Here is a 22,820-nt window from a genome sequence, read left to right as displayed (position 1 = left end):
AACCTCGTTCTAAGTGGTTGAGCCCGGCGCTTTCTTCGGTGCAACGGCGCGTGGTGCCCAGGTTCATCGATTGGTTCAGGCTAATCGGCGGTTGGTCAGATCTGCAGGCTGATGCGGGCCAGCCAAACCTCCGGCTCCGTGCGCAGCCCCTGCGGGGTGCTGAGGTTGCGCTGGTAGTCGAGGTCGAGCTGGAGTTTTTTCCAGGCCAGGTTCAGGCCCACGCTGGCACCGGCCAGGTGCCGGCTCTGGGCGCCGTGGTCGGCCTTGATCCAGCCGTTGTCCAGGCCCAGGCGTGGGGTGAGCTTCACCGGCAGATCGTTGTCCAGGGGCAGGCGCAGGGTGTTGCGCCATACCGCGCCGATGGCGCCGGAAACACTGTTGAGGCGATAACCACGCACCGCCGAGTCGTCGGTGCCCAAGAGCTGCTCGATGGCTGGCAGCGGGTCCGGGCTGTACTGCGCCGCCAACTGGCTCTGCCACTGCCAGCGCTGGCCGCCCAGCTGGCCGTTGCGCCACTGGCTGAGGCCGGCGCGGTACTTGCGGAACTGCGCTTTGGGCAGGTTGCGTTGCACTTGCTGTGAGTCGTCGTCGGCACCGAACCAGGTCAGGCCCTGGGCGTAGCTGGCATCCAGGTTCCATACCGCGCTGTTGAGCCAGAACAGGTTGAGGCCGGCCTCGGCCACGGTCAGGGTCGGGCTCTGGATCTTCAGGTGGGCCTTCTGCAGATAGCTGTCCACATCCTTGTAGGCCAGTTGCAGGTTGGCGCTGAGCTGGTGGCTCTGGCCGCGCCACAGTACCCGGTCGGCGCGAGCGCTGACCATGTCGGTACGGCCACTGTTGTACAAGGTGGTGCGGGCCAGCTTGAGCGGCGCGCGGTATTCGGCATGGCTGGCGAACAGGCTGTAGGTCCAGTAGCCGTAGGGCACCGAGTAGAACAGGCTGGAACTGCGGCTGTAGCGCGGTCCGTGGTTGAGCGTGTCGCTGTAGTTCAGGTTCAGGGCATCGTTGAGCTGCAACGGGCTGTCGAGGTTGAAGTTGATCGACTGCCGGTCGCGGCCGGTGCTGGCACTGCCCAGGTTGTCCACGCCCAGGCCCAGGCCCCAGCGTGCGGCACTGGTGCGCGAGCGCAGGATGATCCGCGAGGCGCCGGGCTGGCTGCCGGGGGCGATGTCGGCGGTCAAGTCCAGTGAACGCAGGCGGTTGAGCTGGTCCAGGCCTTGTTCCAGGTCGCGCAGGTTCAGGGGCTTGCCGAGCATTCCCGGGAACGCTCCGCGCAACGACACCGGCAGGCTCTGGTCGGCCAGCTCGATGGCCTCGACGTAGCCTTCCTCCACCAGGATGTCGAGGCTGTGCCCGGCGGCCGGGGCGGTGGTCAGGTACGGACGGCTGGCGATGTAGCCGGCGTCGACGTACAGCCGGGTGAGGGCGGCCAGCAACTGGTTGATCTGGTTGACCCCCATGCAGGGCGCCACGTACGGCTTGATGTAGTCGTTGAGCCGGGTCTTGCTGAACAGGCTGACGCCGCCGATACGGGTGCCGCTCAAGGGCCAGCAGCGGCTATCGCTGGCCGGCTGCTGAGGTACTTCCGGCGTCACCGGGCTGGCACTGAAGCTGCCGCGCTGCATCTGCCGCTGGCGCTGCTCCAGTTGCAGTTGCTGCAGGTCACGTTGTTGCTGTTGTTGCAGGCGCAGGGCTTCCTGGCCCGGCTCATCGGCCAGGGCCGGGCCCAGCTGCGCCATGCCGAACAGCAGTCCCAGGCACCACACGCCGGTGCGGGGGAGGAGGGAGCGGACAGTGTGTGATGAATGGGGCACTTGGCATCCTTACTGTAAAAAGACCAAGTGACGAACAACAGAGAAGCCGGTCAGCGGGCTCAACTAGTGACGTCGCTTTTAGTTCTGCCCTATGAACATGTTGCGCCGTCGATATCTATATCGGGGGCAAATGTCCAAGTGCTCGAGAGTGACAGTTCCTGAGTGAGTACCGGATGAATCAGTGCAGTTTCAGGTATGACAAAAGGGTTGAGTGAGTTGACCTGGAAACGTTACAGCGCAGAGCAGAATTATTTTTATTCGGGGGCGTTCAGCGGGGAAATTTCCTGTTGAAATCGAGACTATCCGAAACCAAAAAACCTATTTGTATCTAAATTGTAAGTGCATAGAAGGCTAACTAAATTTGCGTCATGTCCTTGGTGGGCAAGGCTTGTAGCTGAGATGGCAAAATGCCAAAGGTCGGATGTTTGGTTGAGTTGATGAACAAATGTTTAATTCTGTGAGGGTGGCCGGATATCCACTAGCGGACTAATGAGTGCTTCTAGCTAGTTGGGGATTTGACCTGAGTAGTTGCTCTAGTTTTTGTCTGGGTTGGTTAAATTAGTTTCACTAAGGGTTTTCCCTAGATATCTAATTCTGCTGCTATTGCCCTGTTCATGGGCGTGCTTGGCAAGTATCCGACTGGTGCTGGTGGATAGTGGGCTAGGGGAATCCCCTAGTTGCTGGCGGGGTGGTCGCGAGGCTATCGCGGCCTGTCTCGAAGACCAGGCCGCGGCAGCGCAGGGGTCATTGCGGGCTGGAGCGTCCGGTCATTTCCCGGGCCATTTCGCTGGCATAGCTGTCGGTCATGCCGGCGATGAAGTCGATGACCCGCAGGAAAGCCTTGTGCAATGGCCAGCCTGGGTCCGGGGCGTTGTTGCCCAGCAGGTCGAGAATGCGCCGGTTCTTGAACGACGGGGTCTTGCCGCCATGTTGTTCCAGCGCGGCGCCGCAGAAGGAGTTGAGCAGGATCTCCAGGGTGGTGTAGGCGCCGATCTCGTGCAGGGTCTTGCGCTTGTCCTGGAAGATCTTCTTGCGGGCCATGTCCTTGGCGTTGAGCACGCAGCGCTTGGCGGGGCCATGCATGTGCTCCACCAGGTCGCCGTGCAGGGTGCCGGCCAGCAGGGCGTCCTGCTGCTCGACGAAGGCCCGTGCGGCGGCGTTGGTCAGGTGCTCGATGGCCTTGCCCCGCAAGATCGCCAGGCGCCGTCGGCGCGAGTCACCCGGGCCCAGCTGGCGGTAGGTTTCCGGCAGGTCGTCGCCCACCAGGCCCAGGAGCAGGGACTCCACCTCGGCATACTCCAGCAGGTCCATTTCCAGGCCGTCCTCGAGGTCGATCAGCGCGTAGCAGATGTCGTCCGCGGCCTCCATCAGGTACACCAGGGGGTGTCGGGCCCAGCGCTGCTCTTCCAGTTGCGGCAGGCCCAGCTTGTGGGCGATCTGCTCCAGTAACGGCAGCTCGCTCTGGTAGCAGCCGAACTTGTGCTTCTTGTAGCCCAGTGAGTCGGCATGGCGCGCGGTCCAGGGGTACTTCAGGTAGGTGCCGAGGGTGGCGTAGGTCAATCGGGTGCCACCGTCGAACTGGTGGTATTCCAGCTGTGTCAGGACCCGGAAACCCTGGGCATTGCCCTCGAAATTGAGGAAGTCCTGGCGTTCGGCCTCGCTCATCGCATCCAGCCAGCCACGTCCGGCCGCTTGCTGGAACCAATGGCGGATGGCGTCCTCGCCGGAGTGGCCGAAGGGTGGGTTGCCGATGTCGTGGGCCAGGCAGGCCGATTGCACCACCATGCCCAGGTCGCTGGGTTCGCACCATTCAGGCAGGGCGCCGCGCAGGGTCTCGCCCACCCGCATGCCCAGGGAACGGCCCACGCAGCTGACTTCCAGGGAATGGGTCAGGCGGGTGTGGATATGGTCGTTGCTGGATACCGGGTGTACCTGGGTCTTGCGGCCCAGGCGGCGGAAGGCGCCGGAGAAGATGATGCGGTCGTGGTCTTTGTGGAAAGGGCTACGGCCCAGTTCTTCCGGGCTGTGTACTGGCTTTCCGAGGCGTTCGCGGTTGAGCAGGGTCTGCCAATCCAAGGCGGGGTCTCTCCGAAGAAAACGTGAAGCGCCCAGCTTCCGGGTTCCCGGCCATGGCTGCAAGGGGCGCGACGGGAAATGTCCTCGGGGATTATCGGCGATCTGGCGACGGCCGAAAGCGGCCCCTGGAGTCCGGGAGCCGCTGCGGATGGCCGGGCAAGGAGCAGGGACTACGCAGGCGCTTCAGGATTTGCGCGAGGAGCCCTGCAGCACCAGCTTGATCAACGGCAGCAGGCTGGAGCCCAGGCGTACCAGGCGGGTCAGGCTGCTGGTACCGCCATTGCGAGCACCCTTGCCGGTAAGAAAGCCCAGCAGGGTCACCACCGCCACGCCCCACAGTGGCGCGTGCTTGATCCCAAGGCCTTGCTGCCAGTTCTGCCCCATGCTGCGCATGCGCTGCAGGGGTTGCAGCAGTTGCCGGGTTTCCTGGCGGATCTCCTGGCGGTGCATTTCCATGCGCAAGCGGATCAGGGCCTTGCGCATGTCCCGGCGCGAGGCGTTCTGCGGAATGTCAGGCAACTTCATGGCAGTAGGCGCTCCCGGTCATTGGCCAGCTCTTCGAGGGTGGCATGGAAGGGCGAGGACTCATCGAACACCGCCGATTTCAGGCGCAGGCCGCAGAACAGCGCGGCCAGGGCGTAGAACACGCACAGGCCGACGATGCCGGCCAGGCGATAGGTGTCCCAGAGCAGGATCAGCACCAGTGCCGACAGCCCCACCAGCAACAGCAGGGCGAATACCAGGGCCAGCCCGGCGAACAGCAGCAGGCTCACGGTGCGGGCCTTCTGCTCCTGCAGTTCTATGCCAAATAGCTCTACGTGGCTGTGCAACAAGCCCAGGACTGCCGCCCCCAGGCGCCGTGAGGAAGCGCTCGGGCCGCTGCCCGATGCGCTGGATTCGTCGAGTGCCATATCAGCGCCGCGTCGCCAGGAGGCCAATGAGGAAGCCCACCCCAGCGGCGATTCCCACCGATTGCCAAGGGTTGGCCTGGACGTAGTCTTGCGCGGCGGTGACGGCCGCCTGGCCCCGCTGGCGCAGGGATTCCTCGGTCAGTTGCAGGGTTTCCCGGGCCTTGAGCAGGCTCTCGTGGATCTGCTCGCGCAACTCATCGGCCTGGTCGCCGGCCAGGGTCGCGGTGTGCTCCAGCAGACGCTCGGTGTCGCTGACCAGTGCCTGAAAATCCGCCATCAATACTTCTTGAGCTGTCTTTGCCGTTTTGCTGGCCATGCTGCTGCCTCCTTGGGTGGCTTGTGTGAGCTATGAGTGTGAGCCCCGGATGAAGGTTCACTGAAATTGCCTGGTACAGCTTTTGCTTTGTCCTGGTGCGCAGGCCCCGGGGCCTGCGCCGAAAATGCGCGGGGCTGGCGTGCAAGCCGCGTCAGCCCTGGACGAATCAACCACAACTCCCGGTCATTGTCTTGCCTGCGGTTTCGCGTGCGGCGTGCGGCGCGCCAAAACGGTTCATCGGAGGCGCTTGCCGGCGCCCCTGGGAGCCAATTTGGTGCAGGGCGCGTCGACCGCAGGGCAAGCCGACCGCCATTAGCGGATCTGCCCACTCCATGGAAAACCTGCAAAGCGCTGTGGACACCCTGGTCCACGGTTCCAACACGCTGTTCATCCTGATCGGGGCGGTCATGGTCCTGGCCATGCACGCCGGTTTCGCCTTCCTCGAAGTGGGGACGGTCAGGCAGAAGAACCAGGTCAACGCCTTGTCGAAGATCCTCAGCGACTTCGCTGTCTCGACCCTGGCCTATTTCTTTATAGGCTACTGGATCTCCTACGGCGTGAGCTTCCTGCAACCGGCGGCGGCACTCAGTGCCGACCATGGCTACGGCCTGGTGAAGTTCTTCTTCCTCTTGACCTTCGCCGCGGCGATCCCGGCGATTATCTCCGGCGGCATCGCCGAGCGTGCGCGTTTTGTCCCGCAGTTGTGCGCCACGGTGTTGATCGTGGCGTTCGTCTACCCGTTCTTCGAAGGAGTGGTGTGGAACGGCAACCATGGCCTGCAAGCCTGGCTGCAACAACGCTTTGGCGCCGGTTTCCACGATTTTGCCGGTTCGGTGGTGGTGCATGCCATGGGGGGCTGGCTGGCCCTGGCGGCGGTGTTGTTGCTGGGGCCGCGCCATGGGCGCTATCGCGACGGCAAGCTGGTGGCCTTCGCGCCATCGAGCATTCCCTTCCTGGCGCTGGGCTCGTGGATCCTCATCGTCGGCTGGTTCGGCTTCAACGTGATGAGCGCCCAGACCCTGCAGGGCCTGAGCGGGCTGGTGGCGGTGAACTCGCTGATGGCCATGGTCGGCGGCACAGTGGCGGCGTTGATCGTCGGGCGCAACGACCCGGGCTTCCTGCACAACGGGCCGCTGGCGGGGCTGGTGGCGGTCTGTGCCGGTTCGGACCTGATGCATCCGGTGGGGGCGTTGTGCACCGGGGTCATTGCCGGGGCGCTGTTCGTCTGGTGTTTCATCGCCGCCCAGGGCAAATGGAAGATCGACGATGTGCTGGGAGTGTGGCCGCTGCATGGCTTGTGTGGGGTCTGGGGCGGAATCGCCTGCGGGATCTTCGGCCAGGCGGCGCTGGGCGGGTTGGGCGGCGTGAGCCTGGCCAGCCAGTTGCTCGGCACCGGGCTCGGGGTGCTGGTGGCGCTGCTGGGAGGCTTCGCCGTGTATGGCGCGATCAAGGCCACCTGCGGCCTGCGCCTGAGCCAGGAACAGGAGTACTACGGTGCCGACCTGTCGTTGCACAAGATCGGTGCGGTCAACCAGGAGTGAGCGAGTCGCCATCGCCCCCCGGTTGACCATGGGCCAACCCGGGGCACGGCGCACCAAGCTCAACCGCCCAGCAGGCGCGCCTCGCAAGCTTCGATGGCGTTCTGCGGACCGGACAGCAGCACCCGGTCGCCCGCTTGCAGGCGCAGGCCCGGACCTAGCGGCAGGTCGTGGCCCTGGCGTTGCACGGCGCGGATGTCCACTCCCAGGCGATCCAGGGCCAGGGCTTGCAGCGGCTGGTCGCAGGCATGGGCATCGGCATCCAGGTTCACTGCGTGCATCTGTACGGCAGGCGGTTCGTGGTTGTCCTGGGTATCGCTTTGTCCGCCATGGTAGAAGCCGTGGAGCAGCCGGTAGCGGCTTTGGCGCACTTCATCCACTGTGCGCTGCACCCGCTGCTCGGGCAGGCCCAGCATGATCAGCGCATGGGAGGCGAGCATCAGGCTCGACTCCAGCAGCTCGGGCACCACTTCGTTGGCACCGGCGGCCTTGAGTTCCGCCAACTGGCTGTCGTCCCGGGTGCGCACCAGGATCGGCACGTTGCCGTCCAGGCGCCGGGCGGCCTTGAGCACGGTCAGGGCGATATCGGTCTTGTCCACGGCGATCACCAGCAGCCGCGCGCGCTCCAAGCCGACCGCCGCCAGCAGGTCGCCGCGCCGACAGTCACCGTAATGCACGCAGCTTTCCGCCGCCGAGGCCTCCTGGACCCGCACGGGATCGTCGTCCAGGGCGATGTAGCGCAGTTGTTCGTGGCGCAGGAAACGGCCGATGGACTGGCCGACCCGACCATAACCGCAGATCAGCACGTGGCCCTGCAACTGCGCGTTCTGCGCGCTGATTTCCTCCAGCTGCGCAGCCTGGTTGGGCTTGCGGTGCAAGCGCGCGGTGAGCACCGGGGCCGCGCGCAGCAGCAATGGCGTCAGCAGCATCGAACAGAAGGTGGCGGCCAATAGCAGGCTGCTGAGCGTGGACGGGATCATCTGGCTCAGCTGCATCTGGGCCATCAGGGCGAAGCAGAATTCGCCGCCCTGGGCCAGGGCCAGGCCGCTGCGCCAGGCGGTTTCGCCGTCGCTGCCGCGCAACTTGAGCAGGGCCGCGACCACCGTGCCCTTGACCAGCAGCAGGGCCAGGGTCAGGCCGATGATCAGCAGGCTGTGGTCGATGAACAGCTGCAGGTCGATGAGCATGCCGATGCTGACGAAGAACAACCCCAGCAGGATGTCGCGAAACGGCCGGATATCGGCTTCGATCTGGTGCCGGTAGTGGCTTTCCCCCAGCAGCATGCCGGCCAGGAAGGCTCCCAGGGCCGGCGACAGCCCCAAAAGGTGAGTGAGCCAGGCGGTCAGCAGGACGATCACCAGGGCCAGCAGCACGAAAAGTTCGGCGGAGTGGGAGGCGGCGACCTCGTGGAACAGGCGTGGCAGCAGCCAGCGACTGGCCAGCAGCAGGCCGACGAACAGCACCACGGTCTTGCCCAGGGTCGCGGGCAGGGCCCAGTACCAGGCCTGGTCGGTGCTGCCGGCGAACACCGGGACCAGGGTCAGCAACAGCACGGCCACCACGTCCTGGAACAGCAGCACGCCGATGGCATTCTGGCCGTGGCTGCTGAATATCTCGCCCAGGCTGGTCAGCTCCTTGCTGACGATGGCGGTGGACGACAGGGCCAGCCCGGTGCCGAGCATCAGCGCCGAGCTCAAGGACATGCCGAACAGCGCCAGCAGTCCACCCAGCACCAGGCCGGTGCACAACACTTGCAGGCTGCCGAGGCCGAAGACCACGCGACGCAGGGCGAGCATCTTCGACAGGGAAAATTCCAGCCCCAGGGAGAACAGCAGGAACACCACCCCCAGCTCGGCCAGGTCCGGCAGGTCCTCGCTGTCGTTGACCCAGTCCAGGGCGGTGGGGCCGACCATCAGTCCGACCGACAGGTAACCCAGCACCGGCGGCAGGCTCAGGCGCCGGAACAGCGCGATGACCACCAGCGAGGAGGCGAGAATGATCAGCAGGTTGGCGAACAACGGTTATCTCCGGACAAGGGGCGGCCAGGCAAAGCCTAGAGGCAAAAAGGTCGGAAGGATCCCCCGGCCGGCAGGAAGTCGTGCTGACCCAGGTCATTCTTTCGCCAGAGTGTCCCATCTTCACGAGCCTTCGCTATGCTCAGAAACGGTCGATGCGAGTGGCGCCCGGCGGCAAGTGGCCGGGGGGCGACGCAGGGCGATGTTCAGGCAGCCTGTGCCACAGGGGCCGTGCCAGTGGGGAGCCGGAGAGGTTTATGGAGCGTCTGTATTCACTGCAAGGGTTGCGTGGGGCCGCGGTGCTGGGGGTGGTGCTGTTCCACATGATGTCGGTGGAGATCAAGTATTCCGGGGGCGACATCCTGTTGCCGGTGTACGTGGACTTCTTCCAGCTGGGGGTCGACCTGTTCTTCGTCATCAGCGGTTTCGTGATGGTGATCGTCAGCCGCGGGCGCTTCCAGAAAAGCGTCGAGACCCAGCGCTTCCTGTTCAACCGCTTGTCGCGGATCTATCCCACCTACTGGCTGTATTTCTTCATCACCCTGGGGGTGTACCTGTGGCAGCCGGCGCTGGTGAACAGCTCCCACGGCGGCTCGAACCTGTGGATGTCGTTCCTGCTGCTGCCCAACGACCGAGTGCTGCTGGTGATGGTGGCCTGGTCGCTGCTGTTCGAGTTGTGGTTCTACCTGGTGTTCACCCTGCTGCTGTTCTTCAAGGAGCGCTGGTTGCCGTGGATCCTGCTGCTGTGGGCGGGGGCGCTGGTGGCCTTCAACCTGTTGCAGGACTGGCAGGACTATTCCCCGGCCCTGAAGATCATGCTGCATCCCTATGCCCTGGAATTCATCGTCGGCAGTGCCCTGGCCCTGTTCTTCTATGGGCCGTACAGCGCCCGGGTGCCCACCTGGCTGGCTTGGGGCGCGCTGGTGGCGGTGCTGCTGGTAGGGTTCCCGTTGATCTACAGCTACCGGCTCTTCACCACCGAAGGCTTGCCGAGGATGCTGGCGGTGGGCCTGGCGTTCGGCGCCCTGGTGCTGTCCCTGGCGCTGTTGGAGCGGCGGCAGTTGATCCGGATGCCGGCCTTTCTTACGGCCACCGGCGATATGTCCTACACCATCTACTTGTCGCACCTGTTGGTGCTGGGGGTGATCGGCAGGGCCTGGCAGGTGATCGGAGCCTGGCCCCGCAGCCCTGTGGATAACCTGCTGTTCCTGCTGCTGATGATGACGGCGGTGGTCTGTTATGGCTGGGTGGGCTATCAGTTCTACGAGAAGCCGATCCTCGACCGGGCCACGGCCTACTGCAAGCGTCGCTTCAGTTCGGCCGGCAAGCGCAAACACTACGATCCGGTGTAATCCGGGAATCCTCCTGCCTGCTCGGGTAGCCATTCGATGCCGAAAGTTCTCAACGGAAATCTCGACGCCCTCAAGGTCCTGCTCGCGGTAATGGTGGTGATGCTGCACTGCAAGCTGCTGGGGGGCAATTACACCTGGGTCGGCTACCTGTTGTGCAACGGCCTGTTCCGGGTGGCGGTGCCGACCTTCTTCATCATCAATGGCTACTACCTGTACCAGACCCTGGAAGGGGGGCATTCCTTCGCCCAGTGGTTCAAGCGTGGGTTGCTGATCTACCTGTTCTGGATGCTGGTCTACAGCCCGCAGTACGTCGATCCGGCGACCATCGCCAGCCTCGGCGGGATACTGGGGGTGGTGAAGAAGCTGCTGATCGGCTACTTCCACCTCTGGTACCTGCTGGGAATGCTGGGCGGCGGGCTGATCCTTTTGGTGTTGCGCCGCTGGCGTTCGCCGGCACTGATCGGCCTGGCCCTGGCGGCGTTCCTGGCTGGCTTGTGCCTGCAATACGCGCGGGTCTATTTCGAGCTGCCCAACGCCTTTCTCCAGCACTTCAACCAGAACGACTACACGGCGCGCAATTTCCTGTTCATGGGTTTCCCGTTCATGGCCATCGGTTTCCTCTGTGCCCGCCATGAACTGGCGCAGCGTATCGGCCGGCCGCTGCTGTGGGGCTGGCTGGGGCTAGGGTTGGTGCTGATCCTGGGCGAGGCCGCAGTGAATTTCGCGCTGCGGGCGGACGTCGAGCAGAACTTCGATTTCCTCGCATCGCTGCTGGTGATCACCCCGGCGCTGTTCCTGCTGCCCCAGGCTTACTTCCGGGCCAGCCACAGCAACTTCCCGGCCAAGCTGTCCTCGGCGGTGTATTACGTGCACCCCTGGTTCGTCTATGGCGCGCTTGCGGCGGGCATGGCCTATGGCAACCAGATGACGCTGCTGGTGTTGGTGCTGGCCTTTGCCGTGGCACCGCTGCTGATCCTGGCCAGCCGCCGGGTGCGCTTCATTCTCTAGGGCGGCTCGACGCTGTTTTCATCCAGGCCCTACAATGAGCGCCCGTTCCTCATTTCAATGGTCGATCCCCATGCCTCCTGAATGCCAATTGTTCGGCACCCTTGGCTGCCATTTGTGCGAACTGGCCGAGGCCGAGCTGATGCCGCTGGTGGAGCACGGCCTGATGGTCGAGTTGGTGGACATCGCCGACAGCCAGGAGCTGTTCGAAGCCTACGGCCTGCGTATCCCGGTGCTGCGCCGGGCAGACAATGGCGCCGAGCTGGGCTGGCCGTTCGACGCCGAACAGGTGGTGGCCTTCCTGCGCTGAAAACTGGCGTCGCGCAGTTTCCGCCTGTCGCCCTTGCCTGGAATTCGTTGGCGAGATCCATCGATTCGGTTACTGTATGCATATACAGTCAACGAGGAATCTCGCCATGTCTCTCACTTTCCTGACCGGTATCGAACGTTCGCAACCGTTGCCAACCCGTCTCATGGAGTTGGGCGACAGCGAGCCTGCCCCTGGCCCCATCGGCAGCGGTTTCTCACTGGACCGGACCCTGGGCCTGGGGGCCCCTCAGATCCACGGCCTGCTGGTGGACGATGACAACCTCCTGGGGTTTGGCATGTATCCCGGGGATCGCCTGGTCGTCGATCGTTCCGCCACCCCGGTGGTGGACCAATACCTGGTGGTGCGTCCCCACGGCTGCAGCGAGTATTCGCTGCGCCTGCTGGCACCCGATCCCCGTGGCGGCCTGCTGCTCAAGGCAGCGCGTCCGTCGATCCCTTCCATTGCCCTGGACGACCTGGGCTCGATCGAGATCTGGGGCGTGGTGCTTTGGGTCGTCAGCTACGTTGGGCACAAGCAGCCCTGATGGATGTGGCGCAGGCTTCGAACCTTCAAAGGAATAAATGATGGTCAATGTCGAACAACTGAAAAACAGCGTGAACAACATGTCTCCAGACGTGCTGCGCGAGGCGGTGCATGAGCTGCGCCTGGATGGTCTGGTCACCGAGGGCAAGACGCCTTTCAACAAGCTGCATTTCAACACCTGTTTCGCCGAAATAGAGGCCCTGTTCCAGCGTGCGGGCTATCACCGCCAGTTGGACGTCGTCGGGTACCAGGGGCTGTTGTATGCCCTTTACGATCCGGCTCGCTGGGAAGCGGTAGACGTCTTGCGCTGGCTCAAGGAGTTCACCGAGGCGGCGGCCCAGGCCAGGCAGTCCTGTGCCTGAAGGCGGGCAAACTCTTCCTAGGCTGCCGGGGATCGCTGTTGGATAATGCCGGCTTGGATCGATCCCTCGAGTTTTTGTATGTCTTGCGTGAGTTTTTCTGCGGCACAGCATCAGGCCAGCACTTTGTACCTGCCTCCAGGCCCCTGGGCGACCGTGCTGGATTGCCTGTGCGATCACTTCAAGGCCATCAGTCGCGAGCAATGGCTGGACCGGTTTGCCCGGGGGCGGGTGCTGGACGGACAAGGCCAGCCCATCGCTGTGGAGCTGGCCTATCGTGAAGGTTTGCTGATTCACTATTTTCGCGAGGTACCGAACGAAAAGGTGATTCCGGTGCAGGAGACGGTGCTGTATGCCGACGAGCACCTGGTGGTGGCGGACAAGCCGCATTTCCTGCCGGTGACCCCGGCGGGCGAGTATGTCGAGCAGACCTTGCTGCGGCGGTTGATCCGTCGCTTTGACAATCCGCACCTGGTGCCCCTGCATCGTATTGACCGGCACACCGCTGGGCTGGTGCTGTTTTCCGCCAACCCGGGTAGTCGCTCGGCCTATCAGGCGCTGTTTCCCACCCGGCAGATCGAGAAGCGCTATGAAGCCATTGCCGGGGCCTTGCCCGAGCTGGTCTTCCCGCTTTTGCACAAGAGCCGGCTGGTGGACGGCGAACCCTTCTTCCGCATGCAGGAGGTCCCAGGTGTGAGCAACACCGAGACCCTGGTGGAAGTCCGGGAAAAGCATGGTGACCTTTGGCGTTACGGGCTGTATCCGGTGACGGGCAAGAAGCATCAGTTGCGCGTGCACATGAGCGCGCTGGGCGCGGCGATCTGCAATGATCCTTTCTATCCCCAGGTGCTCAAGGACGCTGAGGATGACCCTGCCAAGCCGTTGAAGCTGCTGGCCCAGGGCTTGCGCTTCATCGATCCGCTGACTGGCCAGGAGCGTGAGTTCGAGAGTGGTATCCGCCTCGACTGGTAAATCTCGAGACGTAGAAACGCTAAAACCCGCACCAGGCGGGTTTTAGCGTTTTCAGGTCGGCAGTCGCCAGGCTTACAGCTCCTTGACGGTACGTACCTGATCCTTGTTGATGCGAGTGCGCTTGCCGTCCAGTTGTTCGAACTCGTAGAAGCCGGAATCACTGTCGAACTTAGGGGTATCCACGGCCTGGATTTCGCGACCATCATTCAGGGTGATCACTGTCGGCGATGCGCAACCGGCGAGAGTGGCCAGGCCCAATGCGAGCATGAAAGTGGCGAGGGTCCGTTGAGTCATTGTATGTCTCCGAAATGAGTACTTATGAGTGCTGGTCTTCAGACGTATACAACGTCTGCAAGTTCCTTGGCCAGGGACATTCTGCCACGTTGGCGGGACGATCGCAGGCGTTCGCTGATGTGCGCCGCTCATTGTGCCTGATTGTTCCCGAATGAACCGACCCTCGAGGCATTGCCGGATGCACGGCGGCGGAGCGGAGGCCTGTGATATAACACCGGCCTGTTTCCCCATCACTGGATCGAGCCTATGAAAGCCAAGGCTGATGTACCTTTTGCCCCGCTGAATATAGCGGTCTTGACCGTCAGCGATACCCGCACCCTGGACACCGATACCTCCGGCCAGCTTTTCGTCGAGCGCCTGGGTACTGCCGGTCACCACCTGGCGGCGCGGGTCCTGCTCAAGGACGACCTGTACAAGATCCGCGCCCAGGTCGCCACCTGGATCGCCGATGACCAGGTACAGGTAGTGCTGATCACCGGCGGTACCGGTTTCACGGGGCGCGATAGCACTCCAGAAGCGGTGGCGTGCCTGCTGGACAAGCAGGTCGATGGTTTTGGCGAGCTGTTCCGGCAGATCTCCGTGGCGGACATCGGCACCTCCACCGTGCAGTCGCGAGCGCTGGCCGGCCTGGCCAATGGCACGCTGGTCTGCTGCCTGCCTGGTTCCACCAACGCAGTGCGCACCGGTTGGGATGGCATTCTTGCCGAACAGCTGGACTCGCGGCACCGTCCCTGCAATTTCGTTCCTCACCTGAAACAGGCGGCATCCTGTGAATCCCGTGGCTAAGCCGGGCAAGCTCGGTGCCCTGATGCCTGTGGAGGAGGCGCTGGAGCGCCTGCTGGCGATGGCCGAGGCGACGCCGATCCGCGAGCGCGAGCGTTTGCCCCTGGCGGCGACCCAGGGGCGGGTGCTGGCCGAGCCCCTGGTATCCAGCCTGGACCTGCCGCCCTGGCCCAATAGCGCCATGGATGGTTATGCCCTGCGCCTGGAGGATTGGAAAGGCGAGCCCCTGCCGGTCAGCCAGAAGATCTTCGCCGGCCAGGTCCCGGAGCCGCTGCAACCGGGAACATGCGCGCGGATCTTCACCGGGGCCCCAGTGCCGGCCGGCGCGGATTGTGTCCAGATGCAGGAAAACACCGAGGTCCAGGACGATCAACGGGTGCGTTTCACCGAGCCGCTGAAAGTCGGGCAGAACATCCGTCCACAGGGCCAGGAAACCACCATTGGTGAGCAGATCCTCGCTGCGGGTACTCGCCTGGGGCCTATCGAACAAGGGCTGGCCGCTTCCTTGGGATGTGCCGAGCTGGACGTGATTCGCCGTGTGCGGGTGGCGGTGCTGTCCACCGGCGACGAACTGCTGGAGCCGGGCCAACCCCTGGGGCCCGGGCAGATCTACAACAGCAACCGGGTCCTGTTGTGCAGCTGGCTGCAGCGCCTGGGCTGCGAAGTGCTGGACGCCGGGATCCTGCCTGACGACCTGGCTGCGACCCGCGAACGCTTGGCAGAGCTCAAGGACGTCGATCTGATCTTGTCCACCGGCGGTGTCTCGGTAGGGGAGGCGGACTTCCTCGGCCTGGCCCTGCGCGAGGCGGGCGAGCTGGCGTTGTGGAAGCTGGCGATCAAGCCGGGCAAGCCCCTGACCTTCGGGCATTTTCGGGGTGTGCCGGTGATTGGCTTGCCTGGCAACCCGGCATCGACCCTGGTGACCTTCGCCCTGTTGGCTCGTCCCTACCTGCTGCGGCGCCTGGGTGTGCAAAGTATCCAACCGCTGCGTTTCCAGGTGGCGGCCGGCTTTGCCTGGCCTCAGCCGGGCAATCGGCGTGAGTACTTGCGGGGGCGGCTCGAGGATGGCCGAGCGATCATCTATCGCAACCAGAGTTCAGGGGTCCTGCGTAGCGCGGCGTGGGCCGAAGGTCTGGTGGAGGTGCTCGAAGGGAGGACCCTGGTCGAAGGTGACCAGGTCGCTTTCATTCCCCTGAGCGAGCTGCTGGATTGAACCTGCGGAGCCGGCCCGGTGTTGGGACGGCTCCGATGCGTTCAACGCAGCAGTAACAGCAGCAACAGGCCGAAACGGCTGTGAAGACCCCAGGTCACCAGACCCGCCAGCAGGGCTGCGGCCAATGCCAGTCGACCCAGGCGCTTGAGCAATGACGATAGGCGGGACTGAGGCGGGCGCGGTTCGCGGAACTCCTGGCTTGAGGGGCTGGATAGCCAGGCGTTGTCTTTGATGCGGTTGAGCGTCGAATGCGCTCGTGGATACAACCCCTTGTCATTCATGACCTTGTACTTCCCTGTTTGAGGCGTCAGTGCCTGACGACCACAGTCACTGATCGGTGCTGGAGGGTCAATTCGGGGGATTCTCTTTCTAAAGTCAGAAAAGTTACTGCCGCGGCCCTGGCTGTGGGCGAGCGTTGGGGCCGTCCCAGTAACGGCGGTACATGCCCAGGCGCTTCTTCAGGCCCAGGGGCAGGTAGCGTTCCTGCTGGCTGAGCTTGTAGGCGAACAGCTTCAGTGCATTGCGCAGCAATGAGCCTGGCCATTGCAGCAGCCGTCCGAGACCGAGGAACGCCAGTTCGGATTTGACGTAGCGCAATCCCTCGCCGCCGGCGCCGCCGAAGGCCTGGCGGATCCAGGGCTCCCGGGCGTGGAACACACCGATGTCGAAATAGCGGCGAAACTCTTCCCTGAGGCTGTAGTTGTGGGAGTGACGGCAACAGGCTGTGCCTTCATAGACGACCTTCCAGCCGGCCAGGAGCATCTTGGCGCCGACGTACATGTCCTCGGACAGGATCACGTGGTTGGGAAAACCGCCCACTTGCATCAGCGCCTCGCGACGATAGGCCGAGAACGAGTTGGACATGAAGGCGGTCTTGATGCCCAGCGCCGGCACATCGGCCAGGCTCTTCACCTGGGACGTGGGAGGGTAGTTGAACAGCCGCGCATGGGTGGCCAGGGGGCTGGCATCCAGGTGCGGCAGTTGGCGCCCGCACACGGCTCCCACTTGTCCATCGGCGAAGGGCGCGACGATCCTGGCGATGCCCTCGGCATCGGCGAGGTAGGCGTCCTGGGTCATGAACACATAGACGTCGTAGTCGGCATTGCGCTCAACCATCAGTTGCCGGGTGCCACCGTGATTGAAGTCGCGGCTATCGATGCGCAACACGTTGGGGCAACGCGACACGGCCAGTTCATAAGTACCGTCGCTGGAACTGGAATCGACGATCAGGGTATCGAAGACGGCGCTCTGGATGGCCAGGGAATCCAGCAACCGGGCCAGGTCCCGGCAACCGTTGTAGGTGGGGATTACACAGGCCACGCGCAGTGCCGACATAGTTGCCTCCGGTTCAGGTCAGGTTCTGGCGCCAGGGGCGCAGCCAGGCGGCGAGTCCCAGCAACAATAGCAACCCGCAGGCACTGCTCAGGGCCAGTTGCCAGATGATCGAGGTCAGCGGATGCAGGAACAGCGCCGCCAGCAGCATGCCACCGATGCCGATCGACCAGTGGCTGCGCCAGGGCAGCAGGCCCAGCAACTGCTGGCGGCGCATCAGCAGCAGGGCGGTGAGCACCACTCCACAGATGGCCGCCAGGGCGATGCCCACCAGCCCCAGGAAGTAGGGAAGCGCAGCTAGCAGCAAGGCATTGAGCAGGCTGCCGGCCAGTTCGCAATTGAGCGGCATGCGGGTATCTCCCGCAGCGTAGGCATAACGCGCCAGCAGGGCGTTCCAGGCACCGAACAGTAGTGGCACCGAGAACCAGGCCAGCAGGTTCGGCAAGGGGCTGTCCGCTGCCTGGGCAGGCAACAGCAGATGCACCAGGGCCGCCGCGGCGCCGATCAGCCCCACCACCGCCGGGATGGTCAGCAGGCTGGCGCTGCTCAGCCCCTTGCGCAACAGATCCAGCCGTTGTTCACCGGAGCTGCCGCTCATCAGGCCCAGCAGCACCTGGTTGAGGCTCATCAGGGCGATCAGCGGCAGGTTGATCAGCTTGCGCGCCAGGTTGATCCAGGTGACCGCACCCTCGCCCAGCAACGAGGCGGCCATGCGTTCCAGCAACGCCAGGCCCTGGCTGGCCAGGTTGCTGCTCAGCAACGGCCCGATGCGCTGCAGCAACTCGCGGCCGGCCCCGGGCGCGCCCTGGATGCGCCAGGGGCGCCAGCCCTCGCGCAGCAGGCTGGGCAGCAGCACGCTGGGCATCAGCACGCTGCCCAGGACACAAGCGGCCGCCAGGCCGGTGGGGCTGGCGGCATGATGCAGGCTGGCCAGGTAGAGCACTGGCGGCAGGTTGAACAACAACGAGCCCAGCCCTGCCAGGACAAAGCGCGAACGAGCCTGCAAGGGCACGCAGAACAGGCTGTGGAGGATGAACCCAGGCGCGCACCAGGCGAGCCAGTGCAGGCCACCGCTGGCCAGGGCGTAGCCGTCATGGGAAAGGCCTGGGCCCACCAGGCGTACCCACAGCGGCGCGCCGAGGCTCAGTATGCCGCCCAGCAACAAGCCGCAGAGCAACAGGCGCGGAGCCAGGGCGGCGAGCCAGGCCTGCTGCTGCGTGGCCGAGCGTTGCTGGTACAGCGGCAGGGCCGCGGCGCTGAGCAGGCCGGCGGCCAGGGCCATGCGCAGGGCCTCGGGCAGGAACATCGCCACCAGGAAACCATCGCTCTGGCCGCCCGCCCCCCAGGCGGCCACCAACAGCCACTCCCGGGCGAAACCCGCAGCCAGGCCGGTCAGGGTGGCCAGGGTCAGCCACAGCGTTGCGCCGAACATGCCGGGCGTTTCAGTGGAACAAAGTGAACAGGCCTTTGCCGCCCACTTTGTAGTTGAGGTTACGGCAACGTTCACCCTTGATCGCGGCATCCGGGCCGCTGACGATGGCATAGGGCGGTACCGGCTTGGACACCACCGATTGGCCTCCGACCACCGCGCCCTCGCCGATATCAGCGCCGTAGGACAGCAGGGCGCGACTGGCGATCCAGGCGTAGTCATGGATATAGATCGGTCCGCCGACCGCCCAGAACTCAGGCTCCTTGAGGTCGTGGCCGCCGGCGATGATCAGCACATGGGAAGCGATGGTCACGTGATCGCCGATGATCAAGCCACCCCGGGCATCGAGCTGGCAGTGCCAGGCCACGGTACTGTCCTGGCCGATGCGCAGGCTGTCGATACCCAGTACCTCTGTGTTGCGCCATACCGTGGAGCCCTTGCCGATCTTCGCCCCGCCCATGCGCAGCCAGAGCAGGCGCAGGGTGTGGCTGGGGATCTTGCAGATCAGGATGTTGTACATCTGCTCCCAGGTGCGCAGCATGCGATCGCGCAGGGTCGGCCAGTTGATGCCGTACATGGGGATCAGCGCGCCTTTGACTTCGCGACCCAGCAGGGCATAGAAGCGCCGAGGCAGGGGCGGTTCGATCTTCGACTCGATGTTCAGGTAGCTGACATACGTGAGGATGTTGCCCTTGAGCGGCTGCTCGAAAATCACGTCGTTTTCCAGCATCCACTGATAGGCCGCTTCCAGTTCCTCGAGGCTGACGCCCATTTTCTGCGCATATTCGGGCAGTGCCTGTTTCAGGTTCTGCGAGTGAAAGAGGCGATGTTTCATGAATGGATTCCTGAGCTAGAAGATTCTGGAGCATTGCCTGGCGCCGCGGCCAGGGCCTTGAGCCGCAGGCGCCTGGCTTCATGCAGGTTGAGGCCCAGCAGCAGCCAGAACAGGGCGGCCAAGACCTGGGTGAAGCTGAAATAGTGGTCGAACAGGCCGCTGATCAGCGCCGCGCTCAGGCCTGCGCCGCTGCCCAGCCACAGCGCATTGTCCCGGGTCAGGCGGGTTTGCAGGCCAGGGGCCCGGGTTTCCCGCCACCAGCTCCAGATCACCGCGACGAACAGCAGCATGCCCGGCACGCCGATCTTGTAGATGTAGTTCAACCACAGGTTGGAAATCCCCCACAGGCCAGTGCCAGGCACCGGCGGATCGACCTTGAAGCCGATGCCGAAGGGGAACATCGCCATGGCCTCGGGGAAGTGCGTGTACTCGTCGACCCGCACGCTGGTACTGGCATCGTTGGAGGTGAACAGGGTCAGCAGGCGATCCTGCAGGGGCGGGTAGGACATCATCAGCAGGGCGCCCAGGACGAACCCGCCCATGAGCATGCGTCCGGTGTAGGGCACCCGCTGGCGGGCCATCCAGATCAGTACCACCAACAGGCTGAGCAGGGCGCCACGCGAGCCTGAGAGCAACAGGCCGACCGCGCCCAGCAAGGCCACGCCCAGCCCCAGGCGGCGTTCCCAGCCGCTGCGGGTCAGGCCGAAGCAGAAGGCCAGCGGCAGGATCAGCGCCATGGCGCCGCCAGTGACGTTGGGGTGCATCCAGGGCGAGCCCATGCGGTTGGCCAGGGCGCTGAGGCTGTCGCCCAGCACGGCGATGCCGCCGTAGCCGAGTCTTTCCAGGATCGGGGTCATGGCGGTGGCGGTGCCGCTCTTGAGGAATACGCTGATCGACAGCAGCAGGAGCATCAACGTCCCCAGCAACAGTCCGCAGACCAGTTGCTCCCGGGCTCGTTGCTCCTGCAAGAGGCGCGGCACCAGGAACAGTGCCGATAGGTTGAGCAGCCAGCGCACCCAGTTCACCGGCCCGTTGCCCACGGCGTCGACCGTCAACTGGCCGATGATGAAGGGCAGGGCGCTGAAGGCCATCAGCGCCAGCAACAGCTTCTCGGTGCGCAGCAGCCGGGGCGGGCGCGGCAGGTTGGAGAACAGGTTCTGGGTCAGGACGCTGACCCAGACCAACAGCAGCAGCGCCTCGGAGACCGTGGTGCGCAGTCCGATCTGCACCGTCGAATAGGGCAGGAAGGTGGCCAGCACGGCGAACAGCAGCAGCCCGCGCAAAGGTTGGCGGACCACGGTCACGGCCGCGGCGATGGCGACCATCAGCACCAGTACCTTCAAGGGCGGCAGCAGCCAGATCAGCACGCCGAAAACCAGGCTGAAGATCAGCGCCAGCGGCAGGGCGATGGGCATTACTTGAGCTCCTCGAGCAGTTCATCCAGGCGCTGGCGATAAGCGCCTTCGGCATAACCGGCGGCCCAGGCCTGGAGCGCCGCCGGATCTTCCTTGGGAGAGTCGGCCAACTGCACCATCAACTGGCCCAGCGCGGCACTGTCGGTGGGCGAGAAGCGCGGGCTGCCGGCCGGGGTGATTTCATCCAGGGCCGAGCCCGAGGCCACTGCCACCGGGGTGCCGACGCTCAGCGCCTCGATCACCGGCAAGCCGAACCCCTCGGCATAGGAGGGCTGCCACAGGCGCAGGGCCTGGCGGTAGACAGCGTGCAGTTGGCTGTCGCTGATGTCGCTGAGGAAATGCAGGCCGTGCAGGGCCCGTAGTTCGCTGGGCAGATGCTCGGGGGCGCCGATCAGCAGCAATTCCGGGACTTTGGCCGATTGCTGGCGTGCGGCCTGCCAGGCGGCGACGAACCAGGGAATGTTCTTGCGTGGTTCGCGAGTGCCCACTACCAGCCAGTAGCGCTCGGGAAGTTGCAGTTCGCTGATGTCGGCCGGCTCGCCGCTGAAGCCGGCCACCAGGTTGGGCAGGACCCGGACCTTGTCCCGGGCGGCGGGGAACAGCTTGACCAACTCATCGGCGGTGTACTGCGAGGGCGTCCAGATGCGGTCCGCCTGCTTCACCGAATAGCCGATGGAGAGCTTGTCGCTCTGGCGGTAGAAGCGCTCCTTGAGGCGCGAGCCATGGCTGTTGCTCAGGGTCAGTTGGAACAGGTCGTGCAGTTGCAGCACATAGCGCAAGCCCTGGGGTTTCTTGCCCAGCGGCAGGCCCATGTTGAAGTTGCAGATGTAGACCTCGACCCCCGCCTCGCGCAGGGCGCCCGGTAGAAAGCCGCCTTCGAAGCGCAGCCGTCCGGGCAACCGGTGGATGCCTTGCAGCGCCGATCCCCAGCGCGGGCAGTGCACCCGGCGACGTAGCGGATGATCTTCCGGGGCCACCCCGAACAACTGCAGGCTGACCTGCGGATTGGCGCGCAGGGCTTCTTCCAGCGCCAGGTTCTGCCGGCCAATCCCGGTATTGCTGTAACCCGCGGCGGGGCGGTAATCCAGGCCTATGCGCATACGGAGACTTCTTCCTTGACAGAGGGGAGTTGGTGATAGGCCGCTTCGAGCTGGGCGGCAGCGGCGCTCCAGTCATGCTTGGCCAGGACGTAGGCCCTTCCGGCCGCGCCGACGCGACGCAGGCGCTCGGGGTCGGCCAGCGCCTGGGCGAGGATCTGCACCAGGGTCGCGGAGTCTTCGCCGCCCAGGTAGTGCTCGCCGTTTTCCACCTGCAGGCCCGAGCAGCCCTGGGCCGTGGTGACCACCGGCAAGCCGGCGGCCATGGCTTCGAGGACCTTGAGCTTGGAACCTCCGCCCTGGCGTAGCGGGGCGAAGAACAGCGTCGAGCGTCGTTGCAGGTCGCGCAAGTCGGGAACGAAGCCTTGCCATTCGATGCGCGGGTCGGTCCAGCGTTGGCGGAAGCTGTCCGGCAGTGCATAACCGCAGATGGCGAAACGTACGTCCGGGTTGAGGGCCCACAGCTGCGGCAGGATATTGTCCAGGGCCCATTCCACGGCATCCAGGTTGGGGCTGTATTCGTAGTTGCCGATGAACAACAGCCGCTGGCTGGAAAAGTCCGGCTGCACCGAGGCGTAGTGTCCGCAGTCGACGCCGTTGACCACCACCGGCGCCGGCTTGCCGCTGAGGCGGGCCAGGGTCACGGCATCCTGTTCGGTCACGGCCACGACCCGGGCCGCCTGCCGGAATACCCGGGTTTCCCAGCGCCGGTAGCGCCACTGGTCATACAGGGTGAAGGGCTTGGACCAGGCTGGCAGGCGGTCGTAGCTGGCGGCTCCGAGGGCCGACTCGACATTGTGCTCGGTGAGGATGAAGTCTTGTCCGCGCTCGCGCAGTGGTTGCTCGAAGGGTTGGAAGCTGTAGCTGTGCTCGATCTGCACCACGTCCCAGGGCTCCTCCAGCAATTGCCGGAAACGCTGTTGCAGCGGCTCGGCCAGGCCATTGATCGTGGCCAGCATCGGGTACGGCGCGAACAGCACCGCCAGCAGGGTCTTGAGGCTGCGCAGGGGGCGGCGCGGCAGCACGATCAGGCGGTCCAGCCAGGGTTCCAGGGCGGCGCGCGAGGCTTCGTCCAAAGGCGTCTTGGATTGCACCAGCAGGGTAATGCGGTGCCCACGGGCGGCCAGGGCTCGCAGCAGATGGTATTGCCGGGTCTTGCCGCCGCTGGTGGCTGGCCAGGGCAGGTAGGGCAGGGTCCAGAGAATCTTCAT

Annotated in this window: 23 protein-coding genes; 9 read left to right on the top strand and 14 right to left on the bottom strand. The window is 64.4% G+C overall.

Translation table 11 applies throughout. The annotated features are described in order from the left end of the window. Window positions 1–95: 95 nt before the first annotated feature. The 5 genes from CAG11_RS13445 to CAG11_RS13425 form a co-directional block, all read right to left on the bottom strand. Entirely contained in the window at window positions 96–1,739 is a 1,644-nt protein-coding gene (locus CAG11_RS13445) for a ShlB/FhaC/HecB family hemolysin secretion/activation protein (protein WP_177409127.1), read from the bottom strand. Window positions 1,740–2,558: 819 nt separating this feature from the next. Next, the gene (locus CAG11_RS13440) at window positions 2,559–3,890 is read right to left on the bottom strand and encodes a deoxyguanosinetriphosphate triphosphohydrolase (protein WP_022640029.1); all 1,332 of its coding nucleotides are present in this window, start codon (window positions 3,888–3,890) and stop codon (window positions 2,559–2,561) included. Window positions 3,891–4,073: 183 nt separating this feature from the next. Beyond that, entirely contained in the window at window positions 4,074–4,415 is a 342-nt protein-coding gene (locus CAG11_RS13435; protein ID WP_022640028.1) for a hypothetical protein, read from the bottom strand. Beyond that, the gene (locus tag CAG11_RS13430; RefSeq protein WP_022640027.1) at window positions 4,412–4,801 is read right to left on the bottom strand and encodes a phage holin family protein; all 390 of its coding nucleotides are present in this window, start codon (window positions 4,799–4,801) and stop codon (window positions 4,412–4,414) included. The genes CAG11_RS13435 and CAG11_RS13430 overlap by 4 nt, the downstream gene beginning before the upstream one ends. Window position 4,802: 1 nt before the next feature. Then, window positions 4,803–5,117 (bottom strand): YqjD family protein, encoded by a 315-nt coding sequence (locus CAG11_RS13425; protein WP_085596724.1) that lies wholly within the window; start codon window positions 5,115–5,117, stop codon window positions 4,803–4,805. A 332-nt stretch (window positions 5,118–5,449) separates the two neighbouring features. Here CAG11_RS13425 and CAG11_RS13420 point away from each other — a divergent pair, with 332 nt between their 5' ends. Further along, a complete protein-coding gene (locus tag CAG11_RS13420) occupies window positions 5,450–6,658 on the top strand; it encodes an ammonium transporter (protein WP_085596723.1) in 1,209 nt (402 codons plus the stop codon). Between the two features lie 59 nt (window positions 6,659–6,717). Here CAG11_RS13420 and CAG11_RS13415 read toward each other — a convergent pair whose 3' ends face one another. Then, entirely contained in the window at window positions 6,718–8,673 is a 1,956-nt protein-coding gene (locus CAG11_RS13415) for a monovalent cation:proton antiporter family protein (RefSeq protein WP_022640024.1), read from the bottom strand. 254 nt (window positions 8,674–8,927) lie between these two features. Between CAG11_RS13415 and CAG11_RS13410 the strand changes: the two genes are divergently transcribed. The 6 genes from CAG11_RS13410 to CAG11_RS13385 all read left to right on the top strand — a co-directional run bounded on the left by CAG11_RS13410 (window position 8,928) and on the right by CAG11_RS13385 (window position 13,211). Beyond that, complete coding sequence (locus CAG11_RS13410) at window positions 8,928–10,022, top strand: acyltransferase (RefSeq protein ID WP_085596722.1); 1,095 nt, start codon at window positions 8,928–8,930, stop codon at window positions 10,020–10,022. A gap of 36 nt (window positions 10,023–10,058) precedes the next feature. Beyond that, window positions 10,059–11,030 (top strand): acyltransferase family protein, encoded by a 972-nt coding sequence (locus tag CAG11_RS13405; RefSeq protein WP_085596721.1) that lies wholly within the window; start codon window positions 10,059–10,061, stop codon window positions 11,028–11,030. A 70-nt stretch (window positions 11,031–11,100) separates the two neighbouring features. After that, window positions 11,101–11,337 carry a glutaredoxin family protein gene (locus tag CAG11_RS13400; RefSeq protein ID WP_053133091.1) on the top strand — a complete coding sequence of 79 codons (237 nt, stop codon included), beginning with the start codon at window positions 11,101–11,103 and terminating at the stop codon, window positions 11,335–11,337. A gap of 106 nt (window positions 11,338–11,443) precedes the next feature. Further along, window positions 11,444–11,881 (top strand): S24 family peptidase, encoded by a 438-nt coding sequence (locus CAG11_RS13395; RefSeq protein WP_085596720.1) that lies wholly within the window; start codon window positions 11,444–11,446, stop codon window positions 11,879–11,881. Between the two features lie 40 nt (window positions 11,882–11,921). After that, the gene (locus CAG11_RS13390) at window positions 11,922–12,242 is read left to right on the top strand and encodes a hypothetical protein (RefSeq protein ID WP_022640018.1); all 321 of its coding nucleotides are present in this window, start codon (window positions 11,922–11,924) and stop codon (window positions 12,240–12,242) included. A 78-nt stretch (window positions 12,243–12,320) separates the two neighbouring features. Further along, the gene (locus CAG11_RS13385) at window positions 12,321–13,211 is read left to right on the top strand and encodes a pseudouridine synthase (protein ID WP_031320243.1); all 891 of its coding nucleotides are present in this window, start codon (window positions 12,321–12,323) and stop codon (window positions 13,209–13,211) included. Window positions 13,212–13,283: 72 nt separating this feature from the next. Here the strand turns inward: CAG11_RS13385 and CAG11_RS13380 are convergent, their stop codons facing one another. Beyond that, window positions 13,284–13,505, bottom strand: coding sequence for a YgdI/YgdR family lipoprotein (locus CAG11_RS13380; RefSeq protein WP_022640016.1), 222 nt, complete (start codon window positions 13,503–13,505; stop codon window positions 13,284–13,286). 246 nt (window positions 13,506–13,751) lie between these two features. Between CAG11_RS13380 and moaB the strand changes: the two genes are divergently transcribed. After that, the gene (gene moaB / locus CAG11_RS13375) at window positions 13,752–14,291 is read left to right on the top strand and encodes a molybdenum cofactor biosynthesis protein B (RefSeq protein ID WP_085596719.1); all 540 of its coding nucleotides are present in this window, start codon (window positions 13,752–13,754) and stop codon (window positions 14,289–14,291) included. A 22-nt stretch (window positions 14,292–14,313) separates the two neighbouring features. Next, the gene (gene glp / locus CAG11_RS13370) at window positions 14,314–15,501 is read left to right on the top strand and encodes a gephyrin-like molybdotransferase Glp (RefSeq protein ID WP_177409128.1); all 1,188 of its coding nucleotides are present in this window, start codon (window positions 14,314–14,316) and stop codon (window positions 15,499–15,501) included. Window positions 15,502–15,542: 41 nt separating this feature from the next. On the opposite strand, the gene CAG11_RS13365 is transcribed toward glp, so the two are convergent. From CAG11_RS13365 to CAG11_RS13335, 7 genes are all read right to left on the bottom strand, one after another. Continuing rightward, complete coding sequence (locus CAG11_RS13365) at window positions 15,543–15,782, bottom strand: hypothetical protein (protein WP_085596717.1); 240 nt, start codon at window positions 15,780–15,782, stop codon at window positions 15,543–15,545. A gap of 103 nt (window positions 15,783–15,885) precedes the next feature. Next, window positions 15,886–16,836, bottom strand: coding sequence for a glycosyltransferase family 2 protein (locus CAG11_RS13360; RefSeq protein WP_085596716.1), 951 nt, complete (start codon window positions 16,834–16,836; stop codon window positions 15,886–15,888). A 13-nt stretch (window positions 16,837–16,849) separates the two neighbouring features. Beyond that, window positions 16,850–18,265 carry a lipid II flippase MurJ gene (locus tag CAG11_RS13355; RefSeq protein WP_085596715.1) on the bottom strand — a complete coding sequence of 472 codons (1,416 nt, stop codon included), beginning with the start codon at window positions 18,263–18,265 and terminating at the stop codon, window positions 16,850–16,852. 10 nt (window positions 18,266–18,275) lie between these two features. Beyond that, window positions 18,276–19,097: an acyltransferase gene (locus tag CAG11_RS13350; RefSeq protein WP_085596714.1), complete on the bottom strand. Its 822-nt coding sequence runs from the start codon at window positions 19,095–19,097 to the stop codon at window positions 18,276–18,278. Then, a complete protein-coding gene (locus CAG11_RS13345; protein WP_085596713.1) occupies window positions 19,094–20,512 on the bottom strand; it encodes an O-antigen ligase in 1,419 nt (472 codons plus the stop codon). The genes CAG11_RS13350 and CAG11_RS13345 overlap by 4 nt, the downstream gene beginning before the upstream one ends. Continuing rightward, window positions 20,512–21,612 carry a glycosyltransferase family 1 protein gene (locus CAG11_RS13340; RefSeq protein ID WP_085596712.1) on the bottom strand — a complete coding sequence of 367 codons (1,101 nt, stop codon included), beginning with the start codon at window positions 21,610–21,612 and terminating at the stop codon, window positions 20,512–20,514. Before CAG11_RS13340 ends, CAG11_RS13345 begins: the two co-directional genes overlap by 1 nt. Beyond that, window positions 21,603–22,820, bottom strand: coding sequence for a glycosyltransferase family 4 protein (locus tag CAG11_RS13335; RefSeq protein ID WP_085596711.1), 1,218 nt, complete (start codon window positions 22,818–22,820; stop codon window positions 21,603–21,605). The genes CAG11_RS13340 and CAG11_RS13335 overlap by 10 nt, the downstream gene beginning before the upstream one ends.

Source organism: Pseudomonas sp. B6(2017) (assembly GCF_002112765.1).
Taxonomy (GTDB): Bacteria; Pseudomonadota; Gammaproteobacteria; order Pseudomonadales; family Pseudomonadaceae; genus Aquipseudomonas; species Aquipseudomonas piscis.
Note: the sequence above shows the minus strand (reverse complement) of the source record. Positions and strands in the feature narration are given on the sequence as shown.